Below are 13601 nucleotides of genomic sequence, written 5' to 3' on the forward strand. Positions count from 1 at the left end.
GCGTTAGATTATAAACGTTCGCCGCGACGCCCGGGCGCACGCGGCTTTCGCGGCGCGTGGATGAGGACCATTGGCACGATTTTCGCCAAGCCGGGTGATAAAATTCGCGGATGAAAAAAATCGTCATTCTGATCTCCGGACGCGGGAGCAATATGGAGGCCGTCGTGCGTGCTTGCGCGCGCGAAGGCTGGCCGGCGCGCGTCTGTGCGGTCATTTCCAATAATCCGGATGCCGCCGGGCTCGCCTTTGCGGCGGCGAACGGCATCGAAACGCAGGTGGTGGATCATCGGCAGTTTGACGGGCGCGAAGCGTTCGATGCAGCGCTCGCGCGCGAAATCGACCGGCACGCGCCGGACCTCGTCGTGCTCGCGGGTTTCATGCGGGTGCTGACGGATGATTTCGTCCTGCGCTATGCCGGGCGCATGCTGAATGTGCATCCGTCGCTGCTGCCGTTGTTTCCGGGGCTGCGCACGCATCAACAGGCGCTCGATGCCGGCGTGCGCGTGCATGGCGCCACGGTGCATTTCGTCACGCCGACGCTCGATCATGGACCGGTCGTCGCGCAAGGCGTCGTCCCGGTGATGGCCGGTGACGATGCCGCCGCGCTCGCCGCGCGCGTGCTGACGGTCGAACACATCATCTACCCGCGCGCGGTGCGCTGGTTTATCGAAGGGCGTCTTTTTATCGAGGGCGAACGTGTCGCTCTCACGCCGTCTGAGCCGCAATGGCTCTTTGCCGACATTGCCGGGGAGGGCGTATGAGGCTGCATGGATTCTTGATTGGACAAACCGAAACGTTATTGGCGGACGTGCTGCGCTTCGCCGGTCCCGCCGATGCCGCGACCAGCCGCTTTTTCCGCGCGCATCCGAAGTTGGGGCATGGCGAGCGTGGGGTGATCGCGGAGGCGGTGTTCGCCGTGCTGCGCCGGAAGATGGAGTTTTCGCATCTGGCGGAAAGCGGCAGCGGCAATCAGGCGCGGCGTCTTGCGCTGCTCGGGCTGATGCAGACGGCCGGTCTTTCGGCGCTCAAGCCGCATGTGTCCGCCGACGAGTATCAATGGCTCTCGCAAGTCTCGAAGATCGATCCGGCAAGCCTGCCCATGCGCGTGCGCTTCAACCTGCCGCAATGGATTTCGGATGCACTGAGCAAACGCTTCGACGCCGATGAAATGGCGAAGCTCGCCGCCGTGCTGAACTATCCCGCGCCGCTCGATCTGCGCGCGAACCCGATCAAGGCGAATCGCGATGTCGTCATCAAGGCGCTCGTGGAAGCTGGCATCGATGCGGGCGAAACGCCGTTCGCGCCGTTCGGCATTCGCGTGGACGGCAAGCCCGCGCTCACGCGTCTCGCGCCGTTTCAGGAAGGCTGGATCGAAGTGCAGGACGAAGGCAGCCAGTTGCTTTGCTCGCTGATGGCTCCGCGCCGTGGCGAAATGGTGGTGGATTTCTGCGCGGGCGCGGGAGGCAAGACGCTCGCCCTCGGCGCGATGATGCGTTCCACCGGCCGTCTCTACGCGTTCGATGTCTCCGACAAGCGTCTCGCCAAGCTCAAGCCGCGCCTTGCGCGCAGCGGGCTGTCGAATGTGAATCCCGTGCTGATCGACAGCGAACACGATGCCAAGATCAAGCGCCTCGCGGGCAAGATCGACCGCGTGCTCGTCGATGCGCCATGTTCGGGGCTCGGCACGCTGCGTCGCAATCCTGATCTGAAGTGGCGGCAATCGCCTACGTCCGTGGCGGAACTCACGCCCAAGCAGCTCTCGATTCTCACGAACGCCTCGCGGCTCGTGAAGGTCGGCGGGCGGCTCGTCTACGCGACGTGTTCCATGCTGGAAGCGGAGAACGAGAACGTCGTCGCGCAGTTTTTGGAGACGCATCCGAACTTCCGCGTCGTGCCCGCGCGTGAGGTGCTCGCGGAACAGCGCATCGATCTCGATACCGGCGATTACCTTTCGCTGTGGCCGCACAAGCACGGCACCGACGGCTTCTTCGCCGCCGTGCTGGAGCGCGTGCCGGATGCATCGAAAGCGGCGCCTGCGGTCGAAGAAACCGCGTAAGTCAGCATGTCCAACCGCTTCCTGAACGATTTCCTCGAACGGCTCGCACGCGATTTCGGCGAGCCCGAGGTCATCTGGCAGGTCGCGGTGCTGCTCGGCATGTTGGTCGTGGCGTGGTGGCTGGCGCGCGTGCTGCGCAAGAAACTCGATGTGCGCCGCCAGTCGCGTTTCGAAGCCGTGCGCTTCGGCGCGGAAAGTCTCAACAAAGCGTTGTTCCCGCTGCTCGGCACGGTGCTGGTGACGCTCGCGCAACTGGCGCTGGCGCCGGTCATCCACACGGCGTTCTTGCGGCTCGCGCTGGTGCCGTTGTGCGGCATCACCGTGATTTACATGATGTTCTACGTCGCGCGGCGCGTGTTCAGCCGCGCGGGCAGCGAGCACGAGGCGGGCGCGCTGCTGTATCTGTTCGAAAAGCTCGTGACCGTGATCGTCTGGGTCGCGATGCTGCTCACCGTGATGGGCATTCAGGACGACGTCGTGCGCTGGATGGCGAGCGTGCGCTTCAACTTCGCCAACGCGCACATGACGCTGCTCTCGCTCGCCTCGGGCGTGCTGTGGGTGTGCGTGACGCTGATCGTCGCGATGTGGGCGGGCGCGCTGCTCGACGAGCGCCTGATGCGCGCGCGTTCCCTCGATGCCAATCTCAAGGTGGTGCTCGCACGCGTCGCGCGGGCGCTGATGATTCTGGCCGCGATTCTCGTGAGCCTGTCGATCGTCGGCATCGATATCACGGTGTTGGGGGTGTTCGGCGGCGCGCTTGGCGTTGGGTTGGGCTTTGGCTTGCAGAAGATCGCCAGTAATTACGTGTCGGGCTTCATCATCTTGCTGGATCGTTCGCTGCGGTTGGGCGACATGATCAGCGTGAGCGGCAGCCAGGGCACCGTCACGCAGATTCGCACGCGCTACACGGTCGTGCGTGGGCTGGATGGCATCGAAACGCTTATTCCGAACGAGAAGCTCATCACGGATGTCGTGCAGAATCATTCGTCGTACTTGACGCGCGGTAACGCGAAAGTCGCGGTGCAGGTGAGTTATCGCAGCGACGTGGAACAGGCCATGCGCTTATTAGTGGAAGCGGCAAATGGCGTCGAACGTGTGTTGATCGATCCCGCGCCCGCCGCATTGCTCGCAAACTTCGGCGCGGATGGCGTCAATCTCGAACTGAGCTTCTGGATTGAAGAAGCCGCGAAAGGCACGGGCGGCGTAAGGTCGCAGGTGAACCGTAACATTTGGCGGTTATTCTGCGAGCATGGTATCGAGATTCCTTACGCGCAGCGCGAAATCAGGATCGTCGGGAGCGCTGAACAAATGTCGAACACATCGGCATTAAATACCGGGCTTCGGCCCGACAGTCCTGCGCCAAGCGCTTGAAGATGCGCTGAAAAGCTCAATCTCCTGATTTGAACCAGGAAATAGGATCTTTTCGGGACGTGAGATCTCCCCCGATTTGATAGCATTCAAAAAATTTCACCTTTCCGACAATGAGTTGGAACGCATGAAGTAGAATGCGATCGAACCATATCAGGCAGCTTTCAGGTGCCCGACAACGTCTTAAGGTCAAGTTTCATAAGCCATTTTTTCCGAATTTCACAGGTACAAAGGTAAATCGCCTTGCTGAATTCCTCCCTCGATTTTCTTGCAAACGGATTGCTGAACGCCTCCTGGTGGCAGATCATCCTGTTCACGCTCGCGATGACGCACGTCACCATCGCCGGCGTCACGATCTACTTGCATCGCTGTCAGGCGCATCGCGCGCTGGATCTGCATCCCGTCGCGAGCCACTTTTTCCGCTTCTGGCTTTGGTCCACCACCGGCATGCTGACCGGTCAGTGGGCGGCCATCCATCGTAAACACCACGCCAAATGCGAGACCGAAGAAGATCCGCACAGCCCGCAAACGCGCGGCATCTGGAAGGTGTTGCTCGAAGGCGCCGAACTCTATCGCACGGAAGCGAAGAACGAAGAAACCATGCGCAAGTTCAGCCACGGCACGCCGGATGACTGGATCGAGCGCAATGTCTACACGCGTTATCCGATCCTCGGCATCAGCATCATGATGGTGATCGACGTCGCGCTGTTCGGCATCGTCGGGCTGTCCGTGTGGGCCGTGCAGATGATCTGGATTCCTTTCTGGGCGGCAGGCGTGGTCAACGGTCTCGCGCACTGGTGGGGTTATCGCAACTTCAATTCGCCGGATGCGAGCACCAACATTTTCCCGCTGGGCATTTTGATCGGCGGCGAAGAACTGCATAACAACCATCACACGCACGCGACGTCGGCCAAGCTGTCGAACAAGTGGTACGAGTTCGATATCGGCTGGATGTACATCCGCATGATGTCGTTCGTCGGTCTGGCGAAGGTCAAGAAGATCGCGCCGACGCCGAAGCTAGCCGCGAGCAAGTCCGTGCTGGATCAGGACACGTTGCAGGCCGTGCTGTCGAACCGCTACGAAGTCATGGCGCGTTACGGCAAGGCGCTCAAGCGCGCCTACGCTCAGGAACTCGTGAAGCTGAAGGAAGCTGGCGCGCGCGAGAAGTATCAGTTGATGCGCGGTGCGCGCAAGTGGGTTCACAAGGACGAAGAAGGTCTGGACGAGCCGCAGCGCAAGCAACTGCCGGAACTGTATCTGGACAACCAGAAGCTGCGTACGTACATCGAACTGCGCAAGGATCTGGCGGCGATGTGGGACCGGTCGAACGCATCGCGCGAGCAGTTGCTGGTGCAGTTGCAGGACTGGGTGCATCGTGCGGAGCAGAGCGGCATCAAGGCTTTGCAGGACTTTGCCCTGCGTTTGCGACGCTACGCCTGACGCGCGAATCCGTTAAAATTTAATGACGTCACAAGACCCCGCTCTGGCGGGGTTTTTGTTTTTGGCGGCCGGATTTCGCATGGTGTCGTTCGCAAAAATGCAGGGGACAGGGAAATGGAAGCGATCAGGAGCGTCGAGTACGACCGGCCGCAAGGCCTGACGTGTGGAGTGGGCGAAGCGTGGGCGCGGGTGCCGGATGCGCCCTCGCTAGAGCGCAAGCGGGAGCTGAAGGAACGTATCCGCGCGTTGTTGAAGCAAGAAAAAGCGGTGCTGGTCGCGCATTACTATGTCGATGCCGAACTTCAGGAACTCGCGGATGAAACCGGCGGCTGCGTCGCCGATTCGCTCGAAATGGCGCGCTTCGGCCGCGATCACGCGGCTCAGACGCTGGTCGTCGCGGGCGTGCGCTTCATGGGCGAGACCGCGAAGATCCTGAGTCCGAACAAGCGCATTCTCATGCCCGATCTCGACGCCACGTGTTCGCTCGATCTCGGCTGTCCCGCCGACGAATTTTCCGCTTTCTGCGATGCCCACCCTGACCGCACCGTCGTCGTCTACGCGAACACCAGCGCGGCGGTGAAGGCGCGCGCGGACTGGATGGTCACGTCGTCCATCGGTCTGGAAATCGTCGCGGACCTGCACGCGCGCGGCGAGAAAATCCTGTGGGCGCCGGACCGGCATCTCGGCGGCTACATCCAGAAGAAGACCGGCGCGGACATGTTGTTGTGGCAAGGCTCGTGTCTCGTGCACGACGAGTTCAAGGGCGTCGAACTGGATTTGCTGCGCGCCGAATATCCCGACGCGAAGATTCTCGTGCATCCCGAGTCGCCGGAAGGCGTTGTGAAGCTCGCGGATGTCGTCGGCTCGACCACGCAGTTGATCGACGCCGCCGTGAAGCTGGATGCGCAGCGCTTCATCGTCGCGACGGATCTGGGCATTCTGCACAAGATGCGGCTCGCCGCGCCCGGCAAGACGTTCATCGAAGCGCCGACCGCCGGCAACAGCGCCACCTGCAAGAGTTGCGCGCATTGCCCGTGGATGGCGATGAACGGCCTCGCCAATCTCGCCGACGTGCTCGAACGCGGCCACAACGAAATTCATGTCGATGCCGCCATCGGCGAACGCGCGCGTGTGCCGATCGATCGCATGCTCGACTTCGCCGCGCGTCACAAGAAGCGCGTGCAGACGAGCGGCGATCTCGCGAAAGACAGCGCGCTGTTCACCAACGTGGGAGCCGCGTGATGTCGATGTCGATCTTCGAGGAAGTCCGCCAGCAATACGGCGAAGCGTTCGATGCCGCGCTGGCCCGCAATGTCGTCGATGCGCTGGAAGAAGACGTCGGCAGCGGCGATCACACCGGCCGCCTCGTGCCCGCCGATGTGCGGCGCACGGCGCGCATCATCGTGCGTGAGGAGGCCGTGCTGTGCGGCGCGCCTTGGTTCGAAGAGGTGATGCGCCGCGTCGATCCGTCCATCGAAGTGGAATGGCAGTATCGCGAGGGCGAGCGCATGAAGGCGGATACGCCTGTCGTGATGCTGCACGGTCCCGCGCGTTCGCTGCTGACGGCGGAGCGCAACGGCCTGAACTTTCTGCAATTGCTTTCGGGCGTGGCGAGCGCGACGCGTCGCTATGTCGATGCCATCGAAGGCACGCGCGCGCGCATTCTCGATACGCGCAAGACGCTGCCCGGATTGCGGCTCGCGCAGAAGTACGCGGTGCGCGTGGGCGGCGGCGCGAACCAGCGGCTCGCGCTGTACGACGGCATTCTGATCAAGGAGAACCATATCGCGGCGGCGGGCGGCGTGGGCGCGGCGATGGATGCGGCGCTTGCCTTGAACGCGGGCGTGTCGATTCAGATCGAAGTGGAAACGCTCGAACAACTGGAGACGGCGCTGGCGCATCGCGCGGAGTCGATTCTGCTGGATAACTTCACGCTCGACGCCATGCGCGATGCTGTGCGCATCACGGCGGGCCGTGCGTTGCTCGAAGTTTCGGGCGGCGTGAATTTCGATTCCGTTCGCGCGATTGCGGAGACGGGCGTGGATCGCATTTCCATCGGCGCGCTCACGAAGGACGTGCGCGCAACCGACTTTTCGATGCGCCTGATCTAGATCGCCGGGCGGCGCGCGGGCGGTGGCATCAACACCGTGGGCAGCGCCTTCGGTAACGTGGAAGGCCAATCGCGGCTGAAATGCAGGCCGCGGCTTTCGCGCCGTGCGCACGCGCTTTCCACGATCAGCGACGCTACATCCACGAGATTGCGCAGTTCCAGCAGATCGCGGCTCACCTTGAAGTTCGCGTAATACTCGTGGATTTCGTCGCGCAGAAGCGCCAGCCGATGCTGCGCGCGCGCCAGCCGCTTGTCCGTGCGCACGATGCCGACGTAATTCCACATCAGCCGACGCAGTTCGTCCCAGTTATGCGCGACGACGACTTCCTCATCGGGATCGGAGACGCGGCTTTCGTCCCAGTCGGGCAACTGCGCGTGACAGCCGTTCGAGAAACCGTCCGCTTCGATCGCCTGCGCGGCGGCGCGTCCTACCACGAGACATTCCAGCAGCGAGTTGCTCGCGAGCCGATTCGCGCCGTGCAATCCGGTGTACGAAGTTTCGCCGACGGCATACAAGCCAGGTCGATCGGTGCGCCCCGCGAGATCGGTCACGACGCCGCCGCACGTGTAATGCGCGGCAGGCACGACCGGAATCGGCTCCTTCGCGATGTCGATGCCGAATTCGCGGCAACGCGCGAGAATCGTCGGGAAATGTTCTTCGAGAAACGCGCGCGGCTGGTGGCTGATGTCCAGATACACGCAATCGATGCCGCGTTTCTTGATCTCGAAGTCAATCGCGCGCGCAACGATATCGCGCGGCGCGAGTTCGGCGCGTTCGTCGTGGGCGGGCATGAAGCGCGTGCCATCGGGCAGACGCAGAATGCCGCCTTCGCCGCGCACGGCTTCGGAAATGAGGAACGACTTCGCGTACGGATGGAACAAACACGTCGGATGGAACTGGATGAACTCCATGTTCGCCACGCGGCAGCCGGCGCGCCACGCCATCGCGATGCCATCGCCGGTCGCGGTGTCCGGGTTCGTCGTGTAGAGATAGACCTTGCCCGCGCCGCCGGTCGCGAGCACGGTATGCGGCGCCTGAATGGTGACCGTGCGCCCGCTCGTCAGATCGAGCGCATACAGACCATGACAACGATGCCCCGGCAATCCCAGCCGGTCGGACGTGATCAGATCGATCGCGCAATGATCTTCCAGCAGCGTGATATTCGGATGATTGCGCACGCGCTCGCCGAGCGTGCTGACGACCGCGTGGCCGGTGGCATCCGCCGCATGAATGATGCGCCGATGGCTGTGTCCGCCTTCGCGCGTGAGATGGAAACCGAGTTCGGCCGACCGGTCGCGCGTGAAGGGCACGCCTTCCTCGATCAGCCATTCGATCGCCGCGCGCCCGTTCTCGACGATGAAACGCGTGGCGGCTTCGTCGCACAGTCCGCCGCCCGCGACGAGCGTATCGCGCACATGATTGTCGATGCTGTCCGCCGAATCGAGCACCGCCGCGATGCCGCCCTGCGCCCAATCGCTCGCGCCTTCGCTCGCCGAGCGCTTGGCGATGATCGCGACGCGCCGCGTCTGCGCCAGATTCAACGCGACGCTCAGACCCGCGAGGCCGCTTCCCACGATCGCCACATCGAAATTCATGCCGCCGGTTCTCCGTCCATGTTCTTGTGCTGCGCCTTTGTGTCGAAACTTGTCACAAAGACGGCAGGCGGCAAGCATAACCCGCACGCCTGACGAGGGACAGCAAAAACCCATGCACGAATATGTGAACAGCGCGTGAAAAGACTTCAGAAAACAAAAAGCCCCGCGTGTGCGGGGCTTTTTGCTGTAACCGTCAGGCAATCAAAACCAAGTGACTTACTTGATCTTGGTTTCCTTGTAGTCAACATGCTTGCGGGCGACCGGATCAAATTTCTTGATCAGCATCTTTTCCGGCATGTTGCGCTTGTTCTTGGTGGTCGTATAGAAGTGACCCGTGCCTGCGGTCGATTCCAGCTTGATCTTGTCGCGTGCGCCTTTGGCCATGTGCGTGCTCCTTAGATTTCACCGCGTGCGCGCAGATCCGCGAGCACGGCGTCAATACCGTTCTTGTCGATCAGTCGCAGACCGGCGTTCGAGACGCGCAGACGGACCCAGCGGTTTTCGCTTTCAACGAAGAAACGGCGGTTCTGCAGGTTCGGCAGGAAACGACGCTTGGTCTTGTTGTTTGCGTGGGAAACGTTGTTGCCCGACATCGGGCCTTTCCCAGTTACTTGGCATACGCGTGCCATGCTGATACTCCTAATTTTGTCTGGTTCGAACGCCCGGCGAACGGAGGCTAGATACTGCAGGAATGTTCGCCGATGCCTCTTGATTCGCCCGATTGCCTTGATCGGGGACTTGGCAGCACGGTTATGCCAATGAGGACCACGTAAGCCAGAACAGGTGGGTTGAGAGAAGCAAACGCGGATTGTAGCAGGAAAATTCCTGCATTTTCAAGCAGTTTCATGGTTTGCAACCCGTCGCGCGCGCTGAGAAACATGCGTCAGAGCCAGCCAAGCTGCGCGAACGAGCAAACCTCGTTGTTCGCCACGACGAAATGATCGAGCAGATTGACGTCGATGATCCTGAGCGTGTCCTTGATGGTGCGCGTCAGAGCGCGGTCGCTCGCGCTCGGCTCGATGCCACCGGACGGATGATTATGCGCGACGATCACGCTGACGGCGTGCGTTTCCAGCGCGTGGCGTGCGATTTCCTGCGGAAACACCGGAACGCGCGTGAGGGTGCCGTGCGCCTCCTCCCGCAAGTCGATTAGCCGATGCCGTCCGTCCAGATACAACGCGACGAACACTTCGCGCCGCAGCGTGCCGATCCTGAGCCGCAACATGTCCTCGACGGTGCCGGGCGAATCGAGCATCGTGCGTTCGCGGGCTTTCTCGGACAACGCCCGCCGCAAAAGCTCCGACACCGCGAGAATGGTCGCGGCGCGCGCCTCGCCGATGCCGCGCTCGCCCCGCAGTTCCGTCGCGGATGCGTCGAGCAGGCCACGCAGAGAGCCGAAGCGCTTGAGCAACGCTCGCGCGAGATCGACCGCTGAAGAACCCCGCACGCCGGTACGTAGAAACACCGCCAGCAATTGCTCATCGGACAGCGCGGCCGCGCCGAGCGTGAGAAATCGCTCGCGCGGCCGTTCGTTGACATCCCACTCGTGGATCGGCACATGGGGCGTGCTCAAGCCGTCCGGCGAGGGCGCGCCGACGAGTTTCAGTTCAGCGGCCATGACCTGCTCCTGTGATAATGTGTCGCGCGCCGTGTCGGATTACGGCGATTGCCTGTCGGCACGGCGAACTCCAACTCTGTCTTACAATACTGCCTTGGGCTTCTGGTCCGATCCGGCATGCGGCGCTTTCCTGCATCCCGTTTCCCAGCCGCTGCGTACGGTGCACAGGCACGCGCGCACCACGCGGAAAGCGCCTCCACTGACCCGCCACGTTCAAATTTCATGAGCATCATCGATATTTCCGAGGTGAAACCCGGTTCGCACGTCACGCTTCATTACCGGCTCGCATTGGCCGATGGTGCCGACATCGTCAACACCTTCAACGACAAGCCCGCCACGCTGTTGCTCGGCGCAGGACAACTCGCGCCGCCGCTGGAAGAAATTCTGCTGGGTTTGAAGGTCGGGCACCATTCGACCTTTCGGCTAGATCCGGAGCAGGCGTTCGGGCCGCGTAACCCGGAGCTGATTCAGCGCGTGTCGCTGGCGACGCTGCGTGAAAACAGCATGATCGGCGAGGATTTTTCGCCCGGCGATCTCGTCGAATTCAATGCGCCGAATGGCGGCCGCTATGCGGGCGTGCTCAAGGAAGTGGGCGAAACGTCGGCGCTGTTCGACTTCAACCACCCGTTGGCCGGCCAGGCGCTGACCTTCGAAGTGAAAATCATCGGAATTCTGTAAGCCATGAGCCTGACTGAAAGCCTCAACGACGTTCAGACCGACGTCGAAATCCTGCTGGCCCAGCCGCGCGGTTTTTGCGCGGGCGTGGATCGCGCCATCGAGATCGTCGAGCGTGCCATCAAGCTGTTCGGCGCGCCCATTTACGTGCGGCACGAGATCGTCCATAACGCCTATGTCGTCGCGGATCTGCGCAAGAAGGGCGCGATCTTCATCGAGGATCTGGCCGATGTGCCGGAAGGCGCCACGCTGATTTTCAGCGCGCACGGCGTCTCGAAGGCAGTGCGCGGCGAGGCGGAAGCGCGCGGTTTGCGCGTGTTCGACGCCACCTGTCCGCTCGTCACAAAGGTCCACATGGAAGTGGCGAAGATGCGTCAGGACGGCTTCGATATCGTGATGATCGGCCACAAGGGCCACCCGGAAGTGGAAGGCACGATGGGCCAGTCGGGCGAGGGCATGCACCTCGTGGAAGATATCGACGATGTCCAGGCGCTCGACCTGCCGGACCCGCAGCGAATCGCCTACGTGACGCAGACCACGCTGTCCGTGGACGATGCCTCCGCCATCATCGATGCGCTCAAGGCGAAGTATCCGCAGGTGAAGGAGCCGAAGAAGCAGGATATCTGCTACGCGACGCAGAACCGGCAGGACGCGGTCAAGATCCTCGCGCCGCAGTGCGACGTGGTGATCGTGGTCGGCAGCCCGAACAGTTCGAACTCCAGCCGTCTGCGCGAAGTGGCCGAGAAGCGCGGCATCCCTTCGTACATGGTGGATTCGCCCACGCAGATCGACCCGAAATGGGTGGAAGGCAAGAAGCGCATCGGCGTGACGGCGGGCGCGTCCGCGCCGGAAGTGCTGGCGCAGGCGGTCATCGCGCGGCTGCGTGAGTTGGGCGTGCGCAGTGTGCGGTCGCTGGAAGGCATCGAGGAGACGATTGCGTTTCCGCTGCCGCGCGGGTTGTCGCTGCCGCAGTAATCTGCCGTTTATCGAGTTAGACGAAGTTCTCGAAAAAAGCGCCTCCGGGCGCTTTTTTCGTTTCCGGACTCAAGACAAGGAACCGCCGCGCCGATAATCGGACCAACGGGAAGCACCAGTTTGGGGCGTTTTCGATAGCCCGAAATCCGCTCGCAAACGTAAGCGCAAAAGGCCGGAAATAAACCTGCTCCCGGAATGGTGCAACTGCTGCACAAATCTGAATCGCAACCCGGTTGCGCCATCTGCGAAAAATCGGTCAAAAAGTAGGGTTGCAATGCTGGAAAACCCCGTCCCACAGGAATATTGCCTGTCTCATATTTAGCGTTACAATGCGCCCGTCCTTAGCCTGGAACGGTTGGTGACAGTGCAAATTCAAGGCGCAGGAGACCTATTTGATGCGATTCAAGTTTGCTCACGCCGTGTCGATCGCGGCTGCGGTTGCAATGGTGACCGCATGCGGCAAGAAGGACGAAAGCGGGGCGAGCAATCAGGCGACGGCGGTAAGTGCCGCATCGGCGCCGGCTTCGGTTTCCGCCGCGCCCGCCGCGCGTGAGGCAACAGTCGTGAAGATCGGTCAGGCTGGACCCTTGTCGGGCTTGCAGGCGCATCTGGGGAAGGACAACGAAAATGGCGCGCGGCTCGCGCTTGAAGAGATCAGCGCGCAGGGCTTGACTATCGACGGCCGCTCCATCCGCCTCGAACTCGACAGTCAGGACGATGCCGCCGACCCGCGTACGGGCGAAGAAGCCGCGCAAAAACTGGTGGACGACAAAGTGGTCGCGGTGATCGGCCACATGAACTCGGGCGTGTCCATTCCGGCTTCGAAGATTTACAGCGATGCGGGCATCGCGCAGATTTCGCCGTCCACGACGAACCCCGCCTACACGCAGCAAGGCTACAAGACGACCTTTCGCGTGGTGGCGACCGACGCGCTGCAAGGCCCGGTGCTCGCCAGCTACGCGATGAAAACGCTGCACGCGAAAAAAGTGGTCGTGGTGGACGACGCCAGCGCCTACGGCCGGGGACTCGCCGATGAATTCGCCAAAACCATGCAGGCGGGCGGCGTGAAGATCGCCGACCGCGAGGCAACCACCGAGAAGGCGCGCAATTTCAAGGCGATTCTCACGAAGATCAGGCGCATCCAGCCGGACGTGGTGATGTACGGCGGCATGGACGTGACGGGCGGCCCGTTCGCCAAGGAGGCGGCGGCGCTCGGCATCAAGGCCAAGATTCTTGCCGGCGACGGCGTGTGCACGGGACAGGTCGCGGAACTCGCGGGCGATGCCGTGCAGAACATCATCTGTTCGGAAGCGGGGCTCGCGCTTTCGAAGATGGACAAGGGCGCGGACTTCGCCACGAAATACGAAGCGCGTTTTCACCAGCCCGTGCAGATTTACGCGCCGTTCACGTATGACGCCATGTACGTGATCGTCGATGCAATGAAGCGCGCCAATTCCATCGAAGCGCCCAAGGTGCTCGCGGCGATCGCCACGACCGACTTCAACGGTCTGACGGGGCATATCGCATTCGACGACAAGGGCGATTTGAAGGCAGGCACCATCACGCTTTTCGACTTCAAGGACAAGAAGAAAGACGTACTCGATGTCGTGAAGCAATGAGGGTCCGGCAGTTGCGGTTGCTGTAGTTATTTGCGGTTCCATGGCGCCTGATCGAGAGCGCCGTATTCGTATCCGTCCGGCCACGTCCGCCGCTTCATCCGGCAGCGGACGGGCGCCGGTCGATTCACCCTTACCGGTTTTTGC

General features: G+C 62.0%; 13 protein-coding genes. 9 read left to right on the forward strand and 4 right to left on the reverse strand.

What is annotated here, in order from left to right; genetic code table 11:
* The first annotated feature begins 110 nt into the window (after positions 1 to 110).
* The 6 genes from purN (at position 111) to nadC (ending at position 6975) form a co-directional block, all read left to right on the forward strand.
* The gene (gene purN / locus ACZCWR_RS05705; RefSeq protein ID WP_487302744.1) at positions 111 to 761 is read left to right on the forward strand and encodes a phosphoribosylglycinamide formyltransferase; all 651 of its coding nucleotides are present in this window, start codon (positions 111 to 113) and stop codon (positions 759 to 761) included.
* Positions 758 to 2056 carry an RsmB/NOP family class I SAM-dependent RNA methyltransferase gene (locus ACZCWR_RS05710; RefSeq protein WP_487302745.1) on the forward strand — a complete coding sequence of 433 codons (1299 nt, stop codon included), beginning with the start codon at positions 758 to 760 and terminating at the stop codon, positions 2054 to 2056. The genes purN and ACZCWR_RS05710 overlap by 4 nt, the downstream gene beginning before the upstream one ends.
* A 6-nt stretch (positions 2057 to 2062) precedes the next feature.
* Positions 2063 to 3427 carry a mechanosensitive ion channel family protein gene (locus ACZCWR_RS05715; RefSeq protein ID WP_487302746.1) on the forward strand — a complete coding sequence of 455 codons (1365 nt, stop codon included), beginning with the start codon at positions 2063 to 2065 and terminating at the stop codon, positions 3425 to 3427.
* A gap of 240 nt (positions 3428 to 3667) precedes the next feature.
* The gene (locus ACZCWR_RS05720) at positions 3668 to 4864 is read left to right on the forward strand and encodes a DesA family fatty acid desaturase (RefSeq protein ID WP_487302747.1); all 1197 of its coding nucleotides are present in this window, start codon (positions 3668 to 3670) and stop codon (positions 4862 to 4864) included.
* 114 nt (positions 4865 to 4978) lie between these two features.
* On the forward strand, positions 4979 to 6106 hold the full coding sequence (gene nadA, locus ACZCWR_RS05725) for a quinolinate synthase NadA (protein ID WP_487302748.1): 1128 nt from the start codon (positions 4979 to 4981) through the stop codon (positions 6104 to 6106).
* Positions 6107 to 6111: 5 nt separating this feature from the next.
* A complete protein-coding gene (nadC, locus tag ACZCWR_RS05730; RefSeq protein WP_487303262.1) occupies positions 6112 to 6975 on the forward strand; it encodes a carboxylating nicotinate-nucleotide diphosphorylase in 864 nt (287 codons plus the stop codon).
* On the opposite strand, the gene nadB is transcribed toward nadC, so the two are convergent.
* The 4 genes from nadB to radC all read right to left on the reverse strand — a co-directional run bounded on the left by nadB (position 6972) and on the right by radC (position 10188).
* Positions 6972 to 8570, reverse strand: a complete 1599-nt coding sequence (gene nadB, locus ACZCWR_RS05735; protein ID WP_487302749.1) for an L-aspartate oxidase — start codon at positions 8568 to 8570, stop codon at positions 6972 to 6974. The two genes, nadC and nadB, sit on opposite strands and share 4 nt — an antisense overlap.
* 216 nt (positions 8571 to 8786) lie before the next feature.
* On the reverse strand, positions 8787 to 8954 hold the full coding sequence (gene rpmG / locus ACZCWR_RS05740; protein ID WP_014190626.1) for a 50S ribosomal protein L33: 168 nt from the start codon (positions 8952 to 8954) through the stop codon (positions 8787 to 8789).
* 11 nt (positions 8955 to 8965) lie between these two features.
* Positions 8966 to 9199, reverse strand: a complete 234-nt coding sequence (gene rpmB, locus ACZCWR_RS05745) for a 50S ribosomal protein L28 (protein ID WP_008351171.1) — start codon at positions 9197 to 9199, stop codon at positions 8966 to 8968.
* Between the two features lie 254 nt (positions 9200 to 9453).
* Complete coding sequence (gene radC / locus ACZCWR_RS05750; RefSeq protein ID WP_487302750.1) at positions 9454 to 10188, reverse strand: RadC family protein; 735 nt, start codon at positions 10186 to 10188, stop codon at positions 9454 to 9456.
* Positions 10189 to 10410: 222 nt separating this feature from the next.
* On the opposite strand from radC, the gene ACZCWR_RS05755 reads away from it, so the two are divergent.
* From ACZCWR_RS05755 to ACZCWR_RS05765, 3 genes are all read left to right on the forward strand, one after another.
* The gene (locus ACZCWR_RS05755; protein WP_487302751.1) at positions 10411 to 10866 is read left to right on the forward strand and encodes an FKBP-type peptidyl-prolyl cis-trans isomerase; all 456 of its coding nucleotides are present in this window, start codon (positions 10411 to 10413) and stop codon (positions 10864 to 10866) included.
* Between the two features lie 3 nt (positions 10867 to 10869).
* Complete coding sequence (gene ispH / locus ACZCWR_RS05760) at positions 10870 to 11838, forward strand: 4-hydroxy-3-methylbut-2-enyl diphosphate reductase (protein WP_487302752.1); 969 nt, start codon at positions 10870 to 10872, stop codon at positions 11836 to 11838.
* Between the two features lie 395 nt (positions 11839 to 12233).
* On the forward strand, positions 12234 to 13457 hold the full coding sequence (locus ACZCWR_RS05765) for a branched-chain amino acid ABC transporter substrate-binding protein (RefSeq protein WP_487302753.1): 1224 nt from the start codon (positions 12234 to 12236) through the stop codon (positions 13455 to 13457).
* Positions 13458 to 13601 lie beyond the last annotated feature (144 nt).

The organism is Caballeronia sp. A2-2 (assembly GCF_057612605.2).